The following is a 20,485-nucleotide window of genomic DNA, read 5'->3' on the forward strand; positions in this document are numbered from 1 at the left end:
GGAGGATAGATGCCTTATCTGATCGCCAGCAATCTTCCCGGCGAGTCCGCCGGCAGGCGCTTTCGCACCCTGCTCGACCGGCCGGAAATCCTCCAGCTTCCCGGCGCCCATAACGGCATGGCCGCGCTCCAGGCCAAGGCGGCGGGATTCGAGGGACTCTATTTGTCGGGCGCAGCGATGACGGCCTCGATGGGCCTGCCCGACTTGGGCATCATCACCGTCGACGAGGTGGCTTTCTTCATCCGGCAGATCGTGCGCGCTTCGCGCCTGCCGCTGCTGGTCGACGGGGACACCGGCTATGGCGAGGCGCTCAATGTCATGCACATGGTTCGAGCTTTTGAAGAGGCCGGTGCGGGTGCGGTGCATCTGGAGGACCAGCTCCTTCCCAAGAAATGCGGTCACCTCAACGACAAGAAGCTGGCCGACGCCCGCGACATGGCCGCCAAGGTGGCGGCAGCGGCCAGGGCGCGGCGTGATCTCGTCATCGTCGCCCGCACCGATGCGGCGGCGAGCGAGGGCTTGGACGGCGCGATCGCGCGGGCGAAGCTCTATGTCGAGGCTGGCGCGGACGCGATCTTCCCCGAGGCGCTGACCAGCATCGAAATGTTCCGTGCCGTCGCCGAGGCGCTGCCGGGCGTGAAGCTGCTCGCCAACATGACCGAGTTCGGCAGGACACCCTACCAGACGGCGGCCGAGTTCGAGGCGCTCGGCTACAGCATGGTGATCTGGCCTGTCAGCTCGCTGCGCGTCGCCAACAAGGCCCAGGAAAAGCTCTACGCCGCGATCCGGCGCGACGGCGGCACACAGGCGTTGCTGCCCGAGATGCAGACGCGGGCAGAACTCTACGACGCCATCGGACTGCATGATTACGAGGCGCTCGACGCTTCTATCATCAAGACGGTCGTGCCGGCATGACGATCCGCAGTGCGCTGCCCCTACCGCCGCGAATGCGTCGGCGCGTCGCGTCCGGCTGACGCGGCGCGCTCACCCCGTCCCCGTCCCCACTGATGAACCGGCGATGCTGTGCTGTCGCCGTAGGAGAAGATTCATGTCCGTCACCGTTGCCAATCTCGGCTTCCCTCGCATCGGTCCCCGCCGCGAACTCAAGACCGCGCTCGAATCCTACTGGGCCGCCAAAACCCATAAGGCGGCCCTGCTGGAAACGGCCGCCGGTCTGCGCGCCGCCACATGGGCGCGGCAGAGGGCGCTCGGCGTCGATGTCATTCCGAGCAACGATTTCTCCTTCTATGATCAGGTGCTCGACACCAGCGTCATGGTCGGCGCGATCCCCGACATCTACCGGGCGCTCGGCGCGGCGGATTCCCTGGACGTCTATTTCGCGATGGCGCGCGGCACCCAGACCGGGACCGCCGACGAAAGCTGTTCCCACGGGCACGGCAAGGGCGGGGATGTGCCCGCGCTCGAAATGACCAAATGGTTCGACACCAACTATCATTACATGGTGCCCGAGGTGACACCGGGCCAGTCGTTTCAGCTCACCTCGACCAAGGCGATCGACGAGTATCGCGAAGCCAAGGCGCTCGGCTATCGGACGCGGCCGGTCATCCTCGGCCCCGTGACCTGGCTGCTGCTCGCCAAATCCAAACAGAACGGCTTCGATCCGCTGACGCTGCTTCCCAATCTGCTGCCAGTCTATGCCGAGCTGCTGCGCCGGCTGCGCGACGCCGGCGCGGACTGGGTGCAGATCGACGAGCCGGCGCTGGTGCTCGACCTCGACGATCGCGCGCGCGGCGCGTTCGCCACGGCCTATATCATGCTGGCCCACACCGTGCCGGACGTGAAGCTGATGCTCGCCACCTATTTCGGGCCGCTCGGCGACAATCTGGCCACCGCGGTTGGCCTGCCCATCGCCGGCCTCCACATCGATCTTGTCCGTGCGCCCGAACAGCTCGACGAGGTGCTGGCCAAGGCACCGCCCGAACTGCTGTTGTCGCTGGGCGTCATCGACGGCCGCAATGTCTGGAAGGCGAACCTGACCGCGTTGCTCGACCGCTACGAGCCGATCGTGAAGCTGCGCCGGAACGTCCAGATCGCGCCGTCCTGCTCACTGCTGCACACGCCGATCGATCTCGCCCTGGAGACGAAGCTCGACGTCCAGGTGAGGGATTGGCTCTCCTTCGCGGTTCAGAAGCTGGAAGAATTGTCGATCCTCCGCCTCGGCCTTGCGGATGGACGCTATGTGATTTCCGACGAGCTGGCGGCCAACGCCGACTCCATCACCAGCCGCCGCACTTCGTCGCTCACCAATGATCGGCGGGTCCGGGCGCGTGTGTCCGCGGTCACTGCCGATTGGGCGCGGCGTGCCGTGCCGTTCGGCGAGCGCATCAAGCTCCAGCGCTCGATCCTCAATCTGCCGCCGCTGCCGACCACGACGATCGGCTCCTTCCCGCAGACCGCCGAGGTCAGGAAGGCGCGGGCCGCGCATGGCAAGGGTGCGCTCGACCATGCCGCCTATAAGCAGTTCCTGCAGGAAGAGACCGAGCGGGCTATCCGCTGGCAGGAAGAGATTGGCCTCGACGTGCTGGTCCACGGCGAGTTCGAGCGCAATGACATGGTGCAATATTTCGGCGAGCAGCTTGCCGGCTTCACCTTCACCAAGGCCGCCTGGGTGCAGAGCTACGGCTCGCGCTGCGTTCGCCCGCCGATCATCTACGGCGATGTCTCGCGGCCCAAGCCGATGACGGTCGACTGGTGGGCCTATGCGCAGGGTCTGACGACCAGGCCGATGAAGGGCATGCTCACGGGGCCGGTGACGATCCTGCAATGGTCGTTCGTCCGCGACGATCAGCCGCGCGAGCAGACCTGCCGGCAGATCGCGCTCGCCATCCGCGACGAGGTGGTCGACCTCGAAGCCGCGGGCGCGAAGATCATCCAGATCGATGAGGCGGCCTTGCGCGAGGGGCTACCGCTCCGGCGAGCCGACTGGCAGCCTTATCTCGACTGGGCGGTGGAGTGCTTCCGGATCACAGCCTCGGGCGTGAAGCCGGAAACCCAGATCCACACCCATATGTGCTATTCCGAGTTCAACGACATCATCGCCGCGATCGGTGCGATGGATGCCGACGTCATCTCAATTGAGACCGCACGATCGAAGATGGAGCTGCTCGACGCGTTCGCGACCTACCGCTATCCCAACGAGATCGGGCCGGGCGTCTACGACATACACGCGCCGCGCATCCCCACAGTCGATGAGATGCAGCAGCTTCTCATCAAGGCCGGTGGGCGCCTGTCGTCCGGGCAGCTTTGGGTTAATCCCGATTGCGGCCTCAAGACGCGCAAATGGGAAGAGGTAAAGCCGGCGCTGATCAATATGATCGACGCCGCCAAGGGCGCGCGTGTCGCGCTTGGATAAGCCCGCAAGGCTGGGGTGCGGTTCGGCGTCGCACTCCGCTTTCCCCCAGCAACTGCCGTCCCAAGACCATATGTTCCTGCGCGGGATCGAAGCGCACGGGCGTCACGGCGTTTTCGAGGCAGAGCGGCGAGAAGGTCAGCGCTTCATCGTCGACGTCGACTGGTGGCTCTACCGCCCCGCCGCCACGGACGATATGCGCGATACGGTCTGCTATAAGGCGATCTTCGATATAGTTGTGGCGTTGATCGTCGGTGAGCCCTGGCGTCTCATCGAAACATTTGCTGCGAGGATTGCGACGAAGCTGCTGGAGAGCTTCCCGGCAATTGCAGCGCTCAACGTCACCGTCCACAAACCCGATGCCCCGATAGGCGGACGGTTTGCCGACGTGGGGGTGAGCCTGTTTCGGAGGCGATCCGATGCCTGACCGACGCGGCGGCTTCTAATAGACGAGCGCCGTCCGCTAGCCGAGTTGAATGAGGCCGGGTGCCGATCCGCGCGAGCCTATCGGCAAAGCCATAGGCCGAAATCGGGGTCCGCGCTGTGTCCGAAACCGCAGGCAAGCAAAAAGCCCCAGCGGTGAGGCTGGGGCTGTGCGCGAGGCTTGTTGGATTCAGTGCCGGGTGGCTGCGCCGCGCCCATTACGGCCATGCAATCGAGATGAGCCCTCAGGAGCCCAACTCAGCTGCCGCCCTCTCGAACCAGTTTGACCATTCGACAATCAAATGTTCACGATGATTAGCAAGAACATGTTCCGGCACCCCCTTCGGCAGGAGAATGCATAGCCTTGCTACCATGCCACCGTCGTAATCACGAAACTGATGCATCAACTGGCCGATTTCGCTGCCATCCTCGAGGCGGAGGCTGCCCAATACCCGTCGCGGAAATTCCGGATCCAGCGGGAGAGAGACAAGTTCCGTCCCCCCCCATTTAATGTCAAACTTGGTGAGGATGCCGCCCAACGCTTCAGTGACCGAAATTATGCCAAATCCCTCAGGATCCTCCGAGGGGGATACATTCCATTGAATCCGGTAATGTTCAGGATTGGCGGAAATTAGTTTCTCTTGCACGTTTAGCGCACTCTTGAACCAATCCCCGAACTGGGCGGCCGACATGCCTTTAACGCGGATTTCGACGGTTGCGGGCACCAACGCACCATTCGATACCGTTAACGCCTTGCGCCAGAATTCATTTCCCTCTTCCAGTTGCGTCCCCAGAAGTTCCAGAATTCCTTCCGGCCCAATAGCATTCTTGAGCAGCGCGAGCGCCCGGCGAGCTTGCTGAAGTTCGAGTTCGGAACAGCGGTCACCCAAACCAGCATACTCCTGCGTTACTATTTCGAAAACACTCGAGTTCATTGCTGCTCTCCCAATCTCGACAGCCCAGACTGCCCTTGATGTTGCTATTTACTAATGATCAAAGAGTCAATATCCAACGACTCTGATGCTCGCGCGGGCCTCCCTGCAGCCTGATTCTCGCCAGTGCATCGGTGGTGGTGGACTGGACCACGGCACTGATGCAATCTGTCTCTCGAGAATTGGCGGGTCAACAGCAGGATGCCTTCGAAGCAGAGTGCAAGCACCTGATCAAACGATCAATAAAGATGCTTGCTCCGTGGCCGGGAGGATGCGAGGCTCCATTGGTCGGCAGATCCGCGGTTGGCCCTTGCAGGGATATACCTTTGTTGAAACGCACCGGCATCAGCCAAAGCAGTTGCTTCATATGCCGCCGGGGTCATCGGGTGAATGCTACCGCCTCCTCGATCGGCAGCCGGGAAGTCCGGACAACGTTGGAAGGATGATCTGGATCCTCATATCCAAAGGATAATCCGAAGAGGACTCGCATGTCGTCCGGTATGTTCAGTTCCCGCTTCACAACGGCCGCATAGTGGCTCAGCGAACTTTGAGGACAAGAAGCCAGGCCGTGAGCGGTCAATGCCAGCATCAAAGATTGAGCAAACATGCCGACATCGGCGGCCTCCCGTACGCCGCACCAGTCCGGCATAGACAAGAATGCTACATGTGGCGCGCCAAAGAACCTGAAGTTTCCAAGAAATGATTCCTGGCGGGCAACCAGATCCTCTCGCTTCACCCCGGTCGCGGAAAAAAGTGCCTTTGCTGCATCTATTTGACGAGTCCGGTACTCCCCGGGCCGGACGACGGTGATGGGGTAGTCCGGGCTTTCCCCTGCGCCTGAAGCGGCCTCGTGTAAGAGGGCGTTACGCATTCGCTCTGCCGCTCCTCCGGATAGGACATCGACACGCCAGGGCTGGGCATTGACGTTTGACGGCGCCAGCTGCGCCAATTCGAAAACGCGCGTCAGAAGTGGTGCCGGGATCGGGCGAGCGAGAAAGCCGCGCACGGAGTGGCGCTGCCGTAAGAGGCGTTCAAGCGCGGCTCCATCCTCATTAACCCAGCTCTGAGATTCAGTGGTCTGCTGCATGTAGTTTGCTCCGAAATATGCCGAGGATGGGACTGGCTGCCCCGATCAAGAACATTGTCTATTTGGAGAAGAGCCGTCCCATTGCGTGCAACGGCGAAGCGGCAAAGATCTCGAAATCTGGTCAGCCACCATCAGCGACCCTTCCAGACCCCGGCACGCTTTTCAATGAAGGCCGCCATGCCTTCCCTTCGATCTTCGGTAGCAGCCAGAATCTGAAAAAGGCGACGTTCCGTGATGAGGGCGGTTGAAAGGTTGGTCTCAAAAGCCAGCTTGACCATCTCCTTGTTGATCATTGCGGCCATGGGCGGCATTGCCGCTATGGTAGCCGCTGTCGACAAGGCGTCAGCCAGGAGTTCGCTCTCCGGCACGACCCGCGCGACGAGGTTCGCGCTCTCGGCTTCCCTTGCATTCATCATCCTTCCGGTGAGGCACATCTCCATGGCCTTGGCCTTGCCGACGGCGCGAGTGAGTCGCTGAGACCCTCCCATGCTCGGCGCAACACCGAGCTTGATCTCGGGTTGTCCGAATTGGGCGGTATCGGCTGCGATAATGAAATCCGCCATCATCGCCAGCTCGCAGCCTCCGCCAAGCGCATAGCCCGCCACTGCCGCAATCCATGGCTTGCGCACAGCAGCAATATGGGCCTGCCAGTCCGAAAAGAAATCCTGCAGAAAGAGCTCGGACGCGGCCTTGGTGGCCACTTCCTTGATATCGGCTCCTGCGGCGAATGCCCTCGCGCTTCCGGTCAGAACGGCGCAGCGCTGGGAATCGTCCGCACTGTAGGCCGCAAATGCTGCGCTGAGGTCACGCAAGACTTGATCGTTCAGTGCGTTGAGCACATGCGGCCTGTTCAGCGTCAAAAGAGTGACGGGACCGCGTTGTTCGACAAGGAGCGTTTCAAAAAGCATTATATGAACTTTCGGCTAGCAGCGGGATCACGGTTGTTCTCGAGGAGGCAAAGTGATCGAGCGGTCTTTACCAATGAACCATGGGCAAACCTGCAACCGGTGAGCGGAAGGAAGGAATGGAGTCATTCCACAACCCGCCAAGATAGGCCGTTTTCAGGTCTTTTCCGCCAAAAGTAATCGAAGCGGTCCAGGTGCAGAGGGGGCCGCCCGTCGCCTTTATAACGTCAAAATCAACAACATTGCCGCTGGCGAAAGCATCCTCGAAACGCCTCGTCGCTTCGCGGTCGCCATCATCCGAGAGATTAAGCAGGTCTCCCTCGGGCGTTATCGCTACGAGGCGATCTGCGAACACCATTGTGGCCCACAGGTTGCCATATTCGTCAAACGCGATGCCATCGACCAGACCGTCACCCAGGGAAGAGGGCCCGTACACTTCGCGATTGGAAAGGGAGCCGTCCTCATGAACCCGAAGGCGCGACACGCGCTTGGCGGTGGTCTCCGCGACGTAAAGCCACTGCTCTTCTCGGTCCAGGCGGATTTCGTTCGTGAAATGGAACCCGTCAGCCACGATGCGAGGACCGCGATCATCAATGAGTATGATGTACCCGTCGGCCGTCTTCGAGTTGAGTGCGCTGTCCCACATCGGCGCGCGGGTCGACACCGTCACCCACAATCGGCCTTTGCGATCCCGCAATACGAAGTTCACCTTTCCGATGGGCATACCGTCGAGGGTATCCAGCAATACATCCGTCTTGCCCGCCCGCGTCATTACCTCAAGTCTGTCAGTTCCGAAGTTCGCGATCAGAATGTCCCCATTCTCCGCGAAGGCTAAACCGTTTGGCAATGTGCCGACCAAAAGGCTTTCCTTGGCGTTCTCTACAAGATCGAAACGTTTATCGGCAGTTTGAGTGACCAGCGCCTGACTTCCATCGGGCTTGATCCAGGTCACACCGCCACGTGCATCGGCGACCCACAGGCTGCCGTCGCGTTCCGCCAAAATACATTCCGGGCGTTGAAGCCCCTTGCCCACGCGCGTGACCGAGGCAGGATCAAGTTGCCATCCGACAAGGGGGTTTGATCCTTTCGCCTGACGAATTATCGTCAATCCTGTTCTCCGTACTTCTGTATGATTCTTTTGACAGTGGTGAAATCTTCGATCTTCCGAATAACTCAGAAGTTGACCTTATCGGCGCCCTTGCTTTGCAGCATCTCACGAGCTTCCGTAGGCGAGGCGATCTCGAGTCCGAGGGTCTCGACGATCGTCCTGATTTTACTCACCTGGTCCGCACTCTTGGTTGCCAGCGTTTTCGGACCAGAATAGAGGCTGTCTTCGAGACCCACTCGAACGCTGCCGCCCAGAATCGCGCTTAGCGTAATTATTGGAAGCTGGTGGCGTCCGGCGCCAATCGCCGAGAACAGACAGTCTTTCCCGAAGAGGCGGTCGGCTGTCGCCTTGAGGTACATGACGTGCTGCGGATCCGCGGCCAAAGCTCCCAAAATTCCGAAAATGCCCTGAATGAAGAACGGAGGCTTTATGAGTCCCTTATCTGCAAAGTAGGCCAGTGTATGGAGATGACTGATATCATACACCTCATATTCGAACCTTGTATCGTGTTCGTTAAGCAAGCTAATGGCATTTTCTATTTGAGTAAACGTATTTGATACGATGATGTTTTTAGTTGCCTCTAGATATGGCTGCTCCCAGTCGTACTTCCATTCAGTAACTTTACTTCCAGCGTGAGATATGTTGAAGTTGAATGATCCCATATTCATGGATACAACTTCTGGCCTATAATGAAGAGGCGCAGCAAGTCTGTCTTCCATCGACATTCCTAGAGCTCCGCCAGTTGTAATATTAATTATTGCATCTGTCTGCTGCTTTATCCTTGAAAGGAACTGACCAAATATTTCTGGGGAAGGGGTCGGTTTGCCGGTTTTTGGATCGCGAGCATGAAGATGTATCATTGCAGCACCGGCCTCCGCCGCGGCAACGGCATCGGCAACAATTTCGTCAGGCGTGATCGGCAAATAGGGTGACATGCTCGGCGTATGGACGGAGCCGGTAACTGCGCATGTGATTATGACTTTGCTCATACGGGATCCTTCGTGTTTTTCACGCGATTAATGGCGTTTTCGGGATTACGGGCGCTGCTGGTGCCGTCCATCGGACCAAGAAGGCACTCGGCTCTCTGGTCGACAAAGGACGGGTGGGATTGATCGCAGATCGGACAGCGAGAACCGTGCAGCATAGTGTCTGGTTGGCATTTCCATGTCTCCACGCGTCGCGAACTTCACTGGATTCTGATTGCGGCGGAGACTCATTGAATCTTGCCTTCCGAGCTTTCACTTCTAAGTTACCACTAGTGATCGAATAGTCAATACAGCAATTGCCAGGCACTGTCCTGCAGGTTGGATGGATGGTTGACGGGTGGGTGCCACAAGCCTGTGTTGAGGCAAAGAGAGGCAATAAAAACTCACGTTCGCGTCCGGTGAGGAACCGTTCAGTGGAAGCGACCGCTCCGAATCACAAGCGATAGAAACTGGAAGACGGGGAGAAATTATAGATGATCGCATGATCACTAAATGCCGCATGCTGGTTGATCGGCGGGTCTTCAAAGACGTCCTATGCGGATCGCCCCGTCGAGACGGAATTGCCTCGCCGTTGAGCGCGGGATTAGCGATGATCGCATCCACGGGGTGCGCATATTCCTCGGGGCGACCTGGCCGACCGGGGTGAGACACTTGGCACGCCAGGGAATCCAGCACCATCCGCCCCCGTAACAATCGAGATGACTCCCTTGATGTCCATCACGGTTGTTCTTTCTGAAAGGGCTCGACGGCGATCGCCATCGCTTCGCCGCCACCTATGCAAACCTCTGCTATCCTGCATTCAGTCCACGCCGTTAGGGGCGGCGACAAGCGCAACCGCTATCCGCGCGCCCGATGCGCCGATCGCGGTAGCGCCACCATTGACGTCTGGCTTTTCCCGCGGGATGTCGAGGCCACACTCGGCGATCGCAACCGTCCCCAAGCGGTCGCGGGACCTACGGCCCTTTCGGTTCGCGACCAAAGGCGCAAACACCCAGGCAGGACAAGATTATAGTGATCCTATGGTCAACAGAGGTCCACGCCATGTTTATCTGTCAGGTAGTTGGGGCGGAAACCGAATCGCAGCATTCGCGCATTGCTCCGGCATCGGCGGGCCGCGTCCAGTCTGGACTGCCCCCGGTGGCGGCTGAGGGTCGGCTCCACCTGCCACAAACAAGGCCCAAGTTTTATATTGACTCAATGATCATTAGGCGTAACCTCAACATCGAGGGGTTAGGAGCGACCATCGCAATAAGCCTCAACGGCAGAAACTTTCCAGGCGTGAGGAGAATCGAAATGCTGAGTAGGTTCCATGGAGTTGGCGTGTCGCTGGTTGCGTTGGCATTCGCGTCGGCTGCTGCTGCGCAAGAGGTTCGCCCGGGCGGTGGAGATACGCAGCTCTCCGCAGACGGGGATGCGTCATCTGCCGTCGGTGGCGGGGTGGAGGACATTGTCGTCACCGCGCAACGACGGAATGAGAACCTCCAGAAAGTTCCGATCGCCGTTCAGGCGTTTAGTGAGACTGAGCTGGAAGCGGCAGGGATCACCAGCACTGTCGACCTCGCCCGGATAACGCCGGGACTCACCTATGGCCGCGGTGTTGGCCTGGGTTCGCCCTTCTTGCGGGGAGTAGGCACGTCTGCGAATGGTCCTGGGACTGAAAACTCCGTCGCGGTCTACGTCGATGGTGTCTATTACGCGACCAAGGCTTCCGCGGTTACCGATCTTGAAAGTGTTGAACGAATTGAGGTGCTAAAGGGACCCCAGGGCACGCTTTTTGGTCGAAATGCATCCGGTGGCCTGATTCAGATAATCACGGCGGACCCTTCGGACGACCCCGAGCTTGCCTTGAAGGCAGGCTACGCCAATTACGATACTGTCACGCTCAGCGGCTACGGGAACTTGCCGTTAACAGATACTTTGGCTGCTAACCTGTCGGCGTCGTATTGGAACCAAGGTGAGGGTTGGGGGGAAAACATCGCTACCGGCAATGATGTAAACCTCACGGATAAATTCAATACCCGCGGCAAGATCAAGTGGGAGCCCTCCTCATCGACGCGAGTAACACTCGTGGGGGATTACGCCTACCTCGACACATCTGTGGGCCTGGCGCTACAGCCGCTTCCCGGTCTCAAGCCAGCTCTTGCGGGATTTTTCACAGGAGGAAAGTACGACGTCGATCTAGATACCGATGTCGGGATCACGTCGAGAAGCGGGGGCGTCAGTCTGAAGGTCGAGCACGAATTCTCTTTTGCTGATTTCCTCAGTATTTCGGCCTGGAGAGGAACCCACTACACCTTTGTGCTCGATAATGACTACACGGCCGTTCCTCGCCAGACGTCTATCGCTGATGCTCGTGAAGACCAGTATAGCCAGGAATTTCAGTTTTCCGGCGGAACGCCGTCAACCTTGCAGTGGACGGCGGGTGTATACCTGTTCTCCTATGACGGAAACCAGACGTTCACGAATCGGGGGATCGGATTTCCGACACTGCAATATTCCGGCTTGCATGGCAGGCAGCGAGCAGCCTCTCAAGCCGTCTACGCTCAGGTGACAAAGGAGCTGTTTCCTCGCACCCGCCTGACGGTAGGCGGGCGCTATACCTGGGAAAAGCGTAAACTGGACGGGTATTTTCTGTCGGCCAGTCTGGCGGGCGTTGTCACAACGACGCCAGTGCCCGACCAAAAGACAAGTTTCAAGAAGCCAACCTGGAGAGTGGCCCTGGAGCACGACTTCGCTGACGATGTGCTCGGCTATCTCAGCTATAACCGAGGCTTCAAGAGCGGTGTCTATAATATTCTCAGCCTGACGGGCGCGCCGGTCAGGCCGGAAATAGTTGACGCATATGAGGCGGGCCTCAAGACAACCTTCTTGGATCGAAAGGTCCGATTGAATGTCGCCGCTTTTCGTTACGGGTTTCAGGACATCCAGCTAGGTTCGTTCGCGCTTGCCGGCTCCATTTCCCTGCGAAACGCTGCTCGGGCCGAGATCTATGGCATTGATGTCGATTTCGAGGTTGCCCCGACCTCCAGGTTACGGTTGTCCGGATCGGCCGAGTGGCTGCACGCTCGGTTCACGTCATTTCCGGGAGCACCTGCCGCTGTGCCTCTCCCCACTGGAGGCAACAGTACGGCCAATATCGATGCGTCGGGCAACCATATGATACGTGCGCCAAGCTTTACCGCTAACGCTGCCGTTAACTACACGGTGCCGGTGGGCGACGGTGAGATCGACTTTAATTTGAACTATACGTATTCTTCGAAAAGCTACCAAGAATTTGATGAATATCTGTTCGTGCCTGAGCTTAGTCTGGTAAACGCCCAGATAGCTTGGCAAATAAATGACATGTATAAAATCTCCATATGGGGTAGAAACTTGACCAACAAGTTCTATTACTATAACATGAGTGCGGTTAATCTCGCATCGACGGGCTCTGCTGCCGACCCAAGAACCTACGGAGTAAATTTTGAGGTCCGGTTCTGATCCCGAGTTTTTCTGAGATCGGATTGGTATTGCCTGGCATGTTTCGCTTGAACCACTGTGCAGAGGCGTCGAGTCGTTGACAGCGATAACTGAATCCTTGTCTATCGGGGAGCGTCTGGACCGCGTGGCGCCCGGACGCTACCTCCTCAAATGGACACTTTTTGTACGATTTGCGTTGTTCTGGGATTTCTTCGACCTATCCATGGCCGGAGTACTTTTGGGCCTTTGGCTGCATTCAGGGGCTTCGAGTGCCGGCCTCAACGCCGCTTTCATATCGGTAACTGCCCTCGGCATGCTCGTCGGAAACATAGCGGCAGCGGCCTTCGTCGACCGGGTGGGGCGTAAGACCACGCTTCTATGGGCCTTATCGCTCGTAGCAGTCTCCTCGCTGCTGTCGGCAATCCTGCCTTTTTCCATGGCGGCGCTGATCGCGCTTCGATTTGTCTGCGGTCTTGGCATGGGCTCGATGCCGGTTCCGGCAACATTGCTCCTGGTTGAAGTCACCCCCGCCACGGCGCGTGCATCGTGGACCTTCTGGTCAAGCCTGGTTGGTCAGGCCGGTCTGTTTGCGTCCGCTGTCGCCGCGTACCTGCTCTTGCCAACGTACAGCTGGCGCTGGATGTTCGCGATACCCGGCATATCGTGTTTGCTTCTCCTCATATTAAGTCGCGCAATGCCGGAGTCGCCGCGCTGGTTAGCCGGGAAGGGCCGTGATGCTGAGGCCGATGCCATTGTAACGAAGTTCGAAGGCGATAAGCGGGGTGTGATATCAAGTGATCGGCAAACGGTGCTTGCCCCACCAGCCATCGTGGACGATTCCAATCCACCACGCTTTAAATACGCGAAGAGGCTCGTCGTAGCTTGCCTGATCCTGATCGCTGCCAATGCGGGCACATATTTATTCATGCAATGGCTGCCGACCATACTCCTTGCTGCACAGATCGATCTGTCCAACAGTCTGATTTACAACCTTGTAATAGTGAGCGGAACACTATTGGCAGGCATTGCAGGTGGGTTGATCGGCGACCGCGTCGGCAGGCGAAAGATGATAATAATTTCGTCTATCCTCGGCTTCTGTTCGGCGGCTTCTTTTATCTCGTTGATAAACTATTCCTCGGCTTTAGGAATGGGCGCCGGTTTTTTCCTGCTTGCAATTCTCACCTACCTCGGCACGGTGGGCTTCCTCTACACCAGCGAGATATTCCCAACTCGTATTCGAGGCGCCTGTCTGGGAGTTGCCACCTCAACCTTCCGGGTGTGTAATGTTGTTCTGCCTTTGGTCGTTGTTGCGTTGACGCCCATCGGCATCGGCTACGCAGTTACAGGGACGATAGCCGTCCTGCTCGTCGCCGTAGCATTCGCGGCATCCACGATACGTATAGAAACCGCTGGCATTCCGCTGGATACCCACGCCCGCTAGCAATTGTGCGAAAGGAAGCTGTTATGATGAATCTGTTCGCCGTGCTCACTAATACGGGGTTTCACCTCGCCGGATGGCGCCATCCATCCGCGTGGACTGACACTATGATGAACCTCGAACAGTACATCGAGTTCGCACAGAAGGCCGAAGCAGCTAAGCTGGACGCCGTCTTTCTCGCCGATGGGAATGGAGTGCGTGATCTTGATCAACCCGAGATTTACAAGGCCCTTCGCGTGGACGGACGACCGTCCGTCTTCGAGCCGCTGACGCTGTTCAGCGCACTTTCACAGCATACAAGTCGGATTGGTTTCGTGGCGACCGCCGTTACCTCTTTCGATCAACCCTATTTTGTTGCGCGTCGATTTGCCTCGCTGGACCATCTCACCGGCGGGCGGGCTGGCTGGAACATCGTCACGGGCTCCTACGAAGATGATGCGCTGAATTTCAATCGCGACGCACACGAGGAAAAGGAACTTCGTTATGAGCGCGCGCACGAATTCGTCGATGTTTGTGTGGGGTTGTGGAGCGGTTGGAAGGAGAATGCGTTCCCGGAGGACAAGGCTACCGGTGTCTACGCCGATCCCGAAAAAGTGAGTTCACTAAATCACAAGGGTCGTTTCTACCAGGTTCGCGGTCCCCTCAACATCATGACGCCCCCACAGGGGCGGCCGTTGCTGGTGCATGCTGGTCAGTCCGAAGGGGGACGGGACCTCGCGGCTCGATATGCAGACGCCATCTTTGCGGCAGTGCGTACGAAGGCCGCCAGTAAGGAACTGCGGGCCGACATCCTAGAGCGCGCCCGGCGTTTCGGCCGCGATCCCAAGGAAATCAAGTTTCTGCCGGGAATGACGCCTTATCACGGCAGCTCAAAGAAAAATGCGGAGGCTAGAATCGCAGGTCTTTCAGAGCTCATTCCGCCGGCAGTTGGAATCCAGCACCTGGTTCACTCCGTGAAGCATCCGTTTACCGTAGAGGACCTCGATAAGCCAATGCCGCTGTTGGAGGCTGACGTTATCGGTGCCGGGTCACCTCGTAAATTGGTGAACGAATATGTGCGCGCAGACGCAGTAACTGTCCGTCAAGCCTATCAGCGCCTGATTCCCGGCCTCGGCCTGCCGATCTTCGCCGGGACGGCTACGGATATCGCTGACGAGATGGAGGACTGGTACCGGGACGGTGCTTGTGACGGCTTCATGGTCGGTCTCCCGGTCGTGCCGATAGACCTCGATTCGTTCACACAAGAAGTTGTTCCTGAGCTCCAGCGGCGCGGACTTTTTCGCCGTGAGTACAGCGACGGCACTCTCAGGGACGTGATGGGATATCCAAAAGCATCTTGATGTCCTTTCAACGACATTGCTGAGTAATCAGGATGGAAAAGCGTGAGAGAGTTGGTTCGCAATGAGACATGACGATCATTTCGATGACGCTACCCAAGTCATTGTGTCGACGCGTTCAAGACAAGAGCCTTTGACAGCTCTCCCGCCCGTCTATCATGCATCGACAATATTCTTTGAGAATATTGATCTGTACGAAGAAGCCGTAAAATCGGTCGTATCCGGAGAACCTGACCGATACGCGTACGGAACTGCGGGCACTCCAACAACCGCCCAGCTAGCTCAAGTGATTAGCGAGGTGGAGGGCAGAGGGCATGATTGCCGCACCGCCCTCGTGCCATCTGGTAAACATGCAATAATAGCAGTATTTCTTTCATTTCTTTCTAGCGGCGACCATGTTCTGATATCTGACTCCGTATACGGTCCCGCACGGATATTTGCCGAAGAAGAGCTGACCCGTTTTGGAATAGAGGTAGAATTCTTCGACCCGCTTATTGATGCCGATAGTCTATCTGAAAGATTCCGGTCGTCTACCAGGATGATATACCTGGAGAGCCCGGGAACGATGACATTCGATGTTATCGACGTTCCGGCAATTTCTGCAATTGCGCGCCAAAATAATATTTTGGTAGCGGCTGACAATGCTTGGGGATCCCCGTTTTTTGGAAAGCCGTTCGATTGGGGCGTCGACATTTCCATACTACCTCTTACAAAATTCTGGAACGGACATTCCGACCTCGTGATGGGCGCAATTGTCGTTCGAACGCAGCATTGGGATCCGTTATGGCGCTACATTCAGCGGACGAGTCCATCTGTCACCAGTCAAGACGCCTATCTGGTATTGCGTGGCGTCAGGACCGCGGCAGTTCGCCTTAAGCAGCACGAAGCTACCGGGATGCTCCTTGCTCATTGGCTCGAAAGCCAGGAGGAAGTCGCGAATGTTCTTCCGTGCCTATCCGCTTGACGCATACACCCACTACATCTAGTGGCTGCCTTGTGGCGCGCGCCTGACTTTTCCTGCGGCTTGGTGCCACCCAAAGCGGTTGTAAAGGGTGGGGATTGTGGACGTTCTTGACCGCGACAAGCTGCCGTTCCCGAAATCCCTCCCCGAGTTCCAGCGGCTTTTCCCGGATGATGGCGCTTGCGCGTCCTGGCTTGAAAAAGCTCGCTGGCCTGATGGATTTGCGTGCCCACGCTGTGGCGTCGTCGGCGATCCGTTTCGTTTCACCACTCGGCCTGTCATCCTGATGTGCCGCTCGTGTCGCCGTCAGACCGGCCTGATGGTCGGCACGGCCATGGAACGAAGCCACATCCCGCTCAGCGTGTGGTTCTGGGCCGCTTACCTGGTTGCGAGTCAGACGACCGGCATATCTGCCGTCCAGTTGCAGCGCCAGCTTGGCCTGACCCGGTACGAGACGGCCTTTGGCCTGCTCCATAAACTGCGCGCCGCGATGGTGCGCCCCGATCAGGATCGGATCGGCGGGCAGAGCGGTCAGCATGTCGAGGTCGATGAGACCTGGATCGGCGGGCGAACGCGCGGCGAAGGCCGGGGAACCCACCACAAAACGCTGGTGGTCGCCGCCGTCGAAGTTCGTCACCGGGAGCCTGGCACTGGCCAGGACCGCCGCCGGAACGGACGCTATGCCGGAAGGGTTCGATTGGCCATCGGTGCAGACCGCAGTGCCGGTGCCCTTGGTGGCTTTGTACAGAGCGCGGTCGAGCCGGGAACGCTGGTCATCACCGATGATTGGAGCGGCTATAGCGGGTTGCAGGGCGGCGGTTACGACCATCACGCCATCGCCCAGTGTGGCGACCCGGAGGTGTCCGAAGAGTTCCTGCCCATCGTCCATCTGGTGTTCTCAAACCTCAAAGCGTGGCTCAACGGCATCCACCACGGCGTCAGCACCAAGCATCTGCAAGCCTACCTCAACGAGTTCACTTTCCGCTTCAATCGCCGCTTCTACCCGTTCAACGCCTTCCGATCCCTCCTCGGGATCGCCAGTGATATCGAGGCGCCGACCTTTGCCGAACTCTACTCAGGCCAATGGACCCACCATACCATATCTAGTGGGTGTATGCCTTAAGCGGATAGGCACGTGTTCTTCATCCCGGATTGCCATCCTTTGGATCTCACGAGCAATGGCGCAAAGACTTTACCGGTAGTTGCGGCCTGTTTTCGATTGAATTGAAGTCCGTCGGAGACGCCGCTCAAGATATGCTGAGGGCAAAGATCTTTTGCGAGAGTCTAAGGCTTTTCCGTATTGGTGGTTCATGGGGCGGAGTCGACAGTATGGTTATGATCGGCGCCATCAAGCGGACGAAACGATTGTGGGCGGGCGCGCCGCTCATAAGGCTTTTTGCTGGCTTGGAAAACGTGGAGGATCTCCGAAGAGATTTATCGGCCGGCTTGAGTGCGATTGGCGCCTAGTAGAACGGATGATCGCCAGCGCTACGGCTATACTGATTTGGCTAAAGTTTTGTCTTTAACTCGGAACTGAGACCATCGAAGGGTCACGTATTCAGTTCTATTATAATCGAGAAAGGAATGGCATGTCACACTATTACGATAAGGAAGACGCGGCTTATCGGAGCCAGATGGCTAAAGCTGCTCCGAAGGAGTTCCAGGCGTTCGTGGGGCTTATGCGGGTGGTAGGCATTGAAGATGGTGCAATACCTCGGAAGTATAGAGAGCTTATTGCTATTGCCGTAGCGCATGCGACAGGGTGCGTGTACTGCATTGAGGCTCACGTCAAGGATGCCAAGAAGATTGACGTAAGCAAAGAAGAGCTCAGTGAGGCGATTATGATCTCCTCGGCGCTCTGTGCTGGCGCGGCAGGGGCTCACGGGGGCATGGCCATTAAGTTCTACGATAGGGAAGATTGATATCGGATATTCTGCCTTGGCTGGCGAATGGAGATATGATTCACGGCGCTGCCGGTTTCTTGGCGCTGGTGACAACCTCCACAAGGTGATGCGCGCGCTGTCGAGGTCGTTTGTTCAAGACTGGGGCCAACAATGAGCAATGAGAGTGGGGCCGTAGTGGACGGTCCACTGGCGGGTGTAACCGTTGTGGAGATTTCCAGCATCGGCCCCGGCCCACATGCGGCGATGCTGCTGAGGGATATGGGTGCAACCATATTGCGGGTTGAACGCCCCGGTGGCAACGGCTGGCCGAATCCTGTGGTAGATCGGGGCCGGTCGGTTCTCGAGCTAGACCTGAGAAGTGCCGCGGGCAAGGAACAGTGCCTGAAGCTGACTGACAATGCTGACGTACTGATCGAGGGCTTCCGTCCCGGTGTCATGGAGCGACTCGGCCTGGGCCCAGATGTGCTGTGTGAGCGGAACAGTCGTTTGATCTATGGTCGCATGACGGGTTGGGGGCAGGACGGTCCACTGGCCAGAGCGGCCGGCCATGACATTAATTATATCGCCCTCACTGGAGCGCTGGCTGCTCTCCGGAGTGATGAGGGGCCACCTCGTCCACCGCTCAATCTCGTCGGCGACTTTGGTGGTGGATCAACCTATCTCGTAATGGGGGTCCTCGCTGCGTTGTTTCAACGGGCACAGACGGGTGAAGGGCAGATCGTCGATGCGGCAATCGTCGATGGCGTGGCTTCGCTCATGTCTTTCTTTGCAGGGCTTGTCCCATCGGGAGCGATCTCGCTGGAGCCCGGACAAAATTGGATCGGGGGAGGGGCTCCTTTCTACCGCTGTTACCGTTGCGCCGACGGACGCGATATCGCGGTCGGCGCTGTTGAGCAGCAGTTCTACCGCCAACTCCTCGAGTTGATCGGCGCACCGGCAACACTGCTGGAAAGCCAGAACGATCACGCGCGCTGGCCAGCCGACTCAGAGGTCCTTGCCGGTATCTTCGCGGGGCGTAGCCGCGACGACTGGTGTAAGTTATTGGAGGGCACGGACGCCTGCTTTGCCCCCGTTCTCACTTTGGAGGAAGCGGCCGACCACCCGCACAATCGCGCCAGAGAGCAATATCGCACGCGTGATGGAGCGCTGCACGCCGCCCCCGCGCCGCGTTTTATACGTAACCGCAGCCCAGCTTTTCCCTCAAAAGCGAGGGTAAAAGGATAAAAGATATTGGGCAGGAAAGGGTTGGTTCTGCTGGCCTGCGCGATTTTCGGACGGTGCCGGTGTCGCGGCGATTGTTGGAGGACTATGTGAGGAGTATGAGGCTGCCAAAGGAACGCTCAGGGCTTTTAGACGGTGCATAAACGCTCAATCACGTTCCGCCTTGGCCAGATTAAAGAGGCAGGCGGAGCGACGGGGCTGTCCCCGCAAGGACTTGGTATCGTTGGGGCGATGTTAGCGCTCGCGGAAGGTTTAGGGGGTTGCGCCGTGGATATTTCGGAGGCACTGTTGAACAGATGATCAATGATGAATCCGATAGCGAAGGTAGAAGCGGCCGTTTGGCTCCAGCCAAGGTTCGACCGCCGAAAAGAGGGAGCAAGGCTGGCGACGAGCAGCCGCCACGTCGCGTTCGCAGCCCACGCCTCACTTCTGGCGCACGAAAGGCGTTAATCCTTGAAGGCGCCATGCGGTTTTTTGCGGAGAACGGGTTTTCTGGGACGATCCGCGATCTGGCGAGCTTCATGGGCGTCTCCAGTCCTCTGATATTCCGTTATTTTCGCACGAAAGAAGACTTGATCACCGCTGCGGTTGAAACATTGTACGTGCAGAAGATCGACAGCGAGTGGATTAATATGCTGTCGGATCGATCGGTATCAATAGAGCAGCGGCTTAAGAGATTTTACAGATCGTACATTTTGGTCTCCGACGACTACCGCTGGATAAGGGTAGCCGTCGGGGCTGGTCTCGCGAACTTTCCTGTCATGAAGGAATATTTGAACAGCTTCATGACACCTATCTTTGATCGCATCGCGAAGGAACTGCATTTCGCTCGCACTGGTGAAGAGATGGAAAAAGTGAGCCAGGAAGACCGTGAGCTTCTATGGCATCTCCATTCCAGTCTTGTTTATCTCCTTATCCGCAAGCACATCTATCGTTCCACGGTGACGGGCAACACGGTCGGGCACATGGATCGTTCTATTCACCATTTCCTGCAGGGTTTTGTTCCGCCGTTGGTTGACCCCCCGGCGGAATGATCCGCGTCGGAAGGTGCCATGGTTCAGCAATCCGTGACCAGATGGTCATTATGCAGGGGCGGCGCACGTTTGATGGGGTTTGCAGGCCGGATTTGGTGGAGCACGTGGCAATTTGGTCCGGAGCGCCCCAGATTGTCGATGTGATCGGCAATAAACAGCCTTTAAACTGGTGGCCAATGCAGGTTGCGCGATCGGGCTCTTCCCGGCGACGCCAACACCAATGGTAGAGCGAACAGTGCTCGAGTTTGCCGAGATCGATCCGCCACCGGCCTGCGAAGCCAGGCGGAATTGGTCCGGGCAGATCGGCCTGCGGCGTCGTT

The 20,485-nt window shown here is 58.0% G+C and carries 17 protein-coding genes and 1 pseudogene; 12 read left to right on the forward strand and 6 right to left on the reverse strand.

Going from position 1 to position 20,485, the window contains the following annotated elements:
- Positions 1 to 9: 9 nt before the first annotated feature.
- The 3 genes from prpB (at position 10) to folB (ending at position 3,797) form a co-directional block, all read left to right on the forward strand.
- Entirely contained in the window at positions 10 to 915 is a 906-nt protein-coding gene (gene prpB, locus BSL82_RS15415) for a methylisocitrate lyase (protein ID WP_072598162.1), read from the forward strand.
- Positions 916 to 1,048: 133 nt separating this feature from the next.
- A complete protein-coding gene (gene metE, locus BSL82_RS15420) occupies positions 1,049 to 3,373 on the forward strand; it encodes a 5-methyltetrahydropteroyltriglutamate--homocysteine S-methyltransferase (RefSeq protein ID WP_072598163.1) in 2,325 nt (774 codons plus the stop codon).
- Positions 3,357 to 3,797, forward strand: coding sequence for a dihydroneopterin aldolase (folB, locus tag BSL82_RS15425; protein WP_226998497.1), 441 nt, complete (start codon positions 3,357 to 3,359; stop codon positions 3,795 to 3,797). The genes metE and folB overlap by 17 nt, the downstream gene beginning before the upstream one ends.
- Before the next feature lie 241 nt (positions 3,798 to 4,038).
- On the opposite strand, the gene BSL82_RS15430 is transcribed toward folB, so the two are convergent.
- The 6 genes from BSL82_RS15430 to BSL82_RS20615 all read right to left on the reverse strand — a co-directional run bounded on the left by BSL82_RS15430 (position 4,039) and on the right by BSL82_RS20615 (position 9,751).
- Entirely contained in the window at positions 4,039 to 4,728 is a 690-nt protein-coding gene (locus BSL82_RS15430) for a hypothetical protein (protein ID WP_072598165.1), read from the reverse strand.
- 376 nt (positions 4,729 to 5,104) lie between these two features.
- Positions 5,105 to 5,812: a nitroreductase gene (locus BSL82_RS15435; protein WP_072598166.1), complete on the reverse strand. Its 708-nt coding sequence runs from the start codon at positions 5,810 to 5,812 to the stop codon at positions 5,105 to 5,107.
- Positions 5,813 to 5,943: 131 nt separating this feature from the next.
- Entirely contained in the window at positions 5,944 to 6,720 is a 777-nt protein-coding gene (locus tag BSL82_RS15440; protein ID WP_072598167.1) for an enoyl-CoA hydratase-related protein, read from the reverse strand.
- Positions 6,721 to 6,787: 67 nt separating this feature from the next.
- Complete coding sequence (locus tag BSL82_RS15445; RefSeq protein WP_072598168.1) at positions 6,788 to 7,825, reverse strand: SMP-30/gluconolactonase/LRE family protein; 1,038 nt, start codon at positions 7,823 to 7,825, stop codon at positions 6,788 to 6,790.
- A gap of 65 nt (positions 7,826 to 7,890) precedes the next feature.
- Positions 7,891 to 8,814, reverse strand: a complete 924-nt coding sequence (gene kce / locus BSL82_RS15450) for a 3,5-dioxohexanoate:acetyl-CoA acetone transferase (RefSeq protein WP_072598169.1) — start codon at positions 8,812 to 8,814, stop codon at positions 7,891 to 7,893.
- Positions 8,815 to 9,610: 796 nt separating this feature from the next.
- Positions 9,611 to 9,751, reverse strand: coding sequence for a hypothetical protein (locus BSL82_RS20615; protein ID WP_158010936.1), 141 nt, complete (start codon positions 9,749 to 9,751; stop codon positions 9,611 to 9,613).
- Positions 9,752 to 10,131: 380 nt separating this feature from the next.
- Between BSL82_RS20615 and BSL82_RS15455 the strand changes: the two genes are divergently transcribed.
- From BSL82_RS15455 to BSL82_RS15495, 9 genes and pseudogenes are all read left to right on the forward strand, one after another.
- Complete coding sequence (locus BSL82_RS15455; protein ID WP_162274410.1) at positions 10,132 to 12,291, forward strand: TonB-dependent receptor; 2,160 nt, start codon at positions 10,132 to 10,134, stop codon at positions 12,289 to 12,291.
- 76 nt (positions 12,292 to 12,367) lie between these two features.
- Positions 12,368 to 13,711: an MFS transporter gene (locus tag BSL82_RS15460; protein ID WP_158010939.1), complete on the forward strand. Its 1,344-nt coding sequence runs from the start codon at positions 12,368 to 12,370 to the stop codon at positions 13,709 to 13,711.
- A 23-nt stretch (positions 13,712 to 13,734) separates the two neighbouring features.
- The gene (locus tag BSL82_RS15465) at positions 13,735 to 15,048 is read left to right on the forward strand and encodes an LLM class flavin-dependent oxidoreductase (protein WP_083579249.1); all 1,314 of its coding nucleotides are present in this window, start codon (positions 13,735 to 13,737) and stop codon (positions 15,046 to 15,048) included.
- Positions 15,049 to 15,109: 61 nt separating this feature from the next.
- Complete coding sequence (locus BSL82_RS15470; RefSeq protein ID WP_072598172.1) at positions 15,110 to 16,009, forward strand: trans-sulfuration enzyme family protein; 900 nt, start codon at positions 15,110 to 15,112, stop codon at positions 16,007 to 16,009.
- A 97-nt stretch (positions 16,010 to 16,106) separates the two neighbouring features.
- On the forward strand, positions 16,107 to 17,129 hold the full coding sequence (locus BSL82_RS15475; RefSeq protein WP_048575010.1) for an IS1595 family transposase: 1,023 nt from the start codon (positions 16,107 to 16,109) through the stop codon (positions 17,127 to 17,129).
- Positions 17,130 to 17,152: 23 nt separating this feature from the next.
- Positions 17,153 to 17,473 (forward strand): annotated as a pseudogene (locus BSL82_RS15480) (PLP-dependent transferase); the annotation flags it as partial.
- Between the two features lie 122 nt (positions 17,474 to 17,595).
- The gene (locus BSL82_RS15485; RefSeq protein WP_072598174.1) at positions 17,596 to 17,928 is read left to right on the forward strand and encodes a carboxymuconolactone decarboxylase family protein; all 333 of its coding nucleotides are present in this window, start codon (positions 17,596 to 17,598) and stop codon (positions 17,926 to 17,928) included.
- 156 nt (positions 17,929 to 18,084) lie between these two features.
- Positions 18,085 to 19,134, forward strand: coding sequence for a CaiB/BaiF CoA transferase family protein (locus BSL82_RS15490; RefSeq protein WP_226998498.1), 1,050 nt, complete (start codon positions 18,085 to 18,087; stop codon positions 19,132 to 19,134).
- Positions 19,135 to 19,427: 293 nt separating this feature from the next.
- Positions 19,428 to 20,165 carry a TetR/AcrR family transcriptional regulator gene (locus BSL82_RS15495; protein WP_083579250.1) on the forward strand — a complete coding sequence of 246 codons (738 nt, stop codon included), beginning with the start codon at positions 19,428 to 19,430 and terminating at the stop codon, positions 20,163 to 20,165.
- The last annotated feature ends 320 nt before the right edge of the window (positions 20,166 to 20,485 follow it).

Origin of the sequence: Tardibacter chloracetimidivorans (genome assembly GCF_001890385.1) — a bacterium.
GTDB classification, from domain to species: Bacteria; Pseudomonadota; Alphaproteobacteria; order Sphingomonadales; family Sphingomonadaceae; genus Tardibacter; species Tardibacter chloracetimidivorans.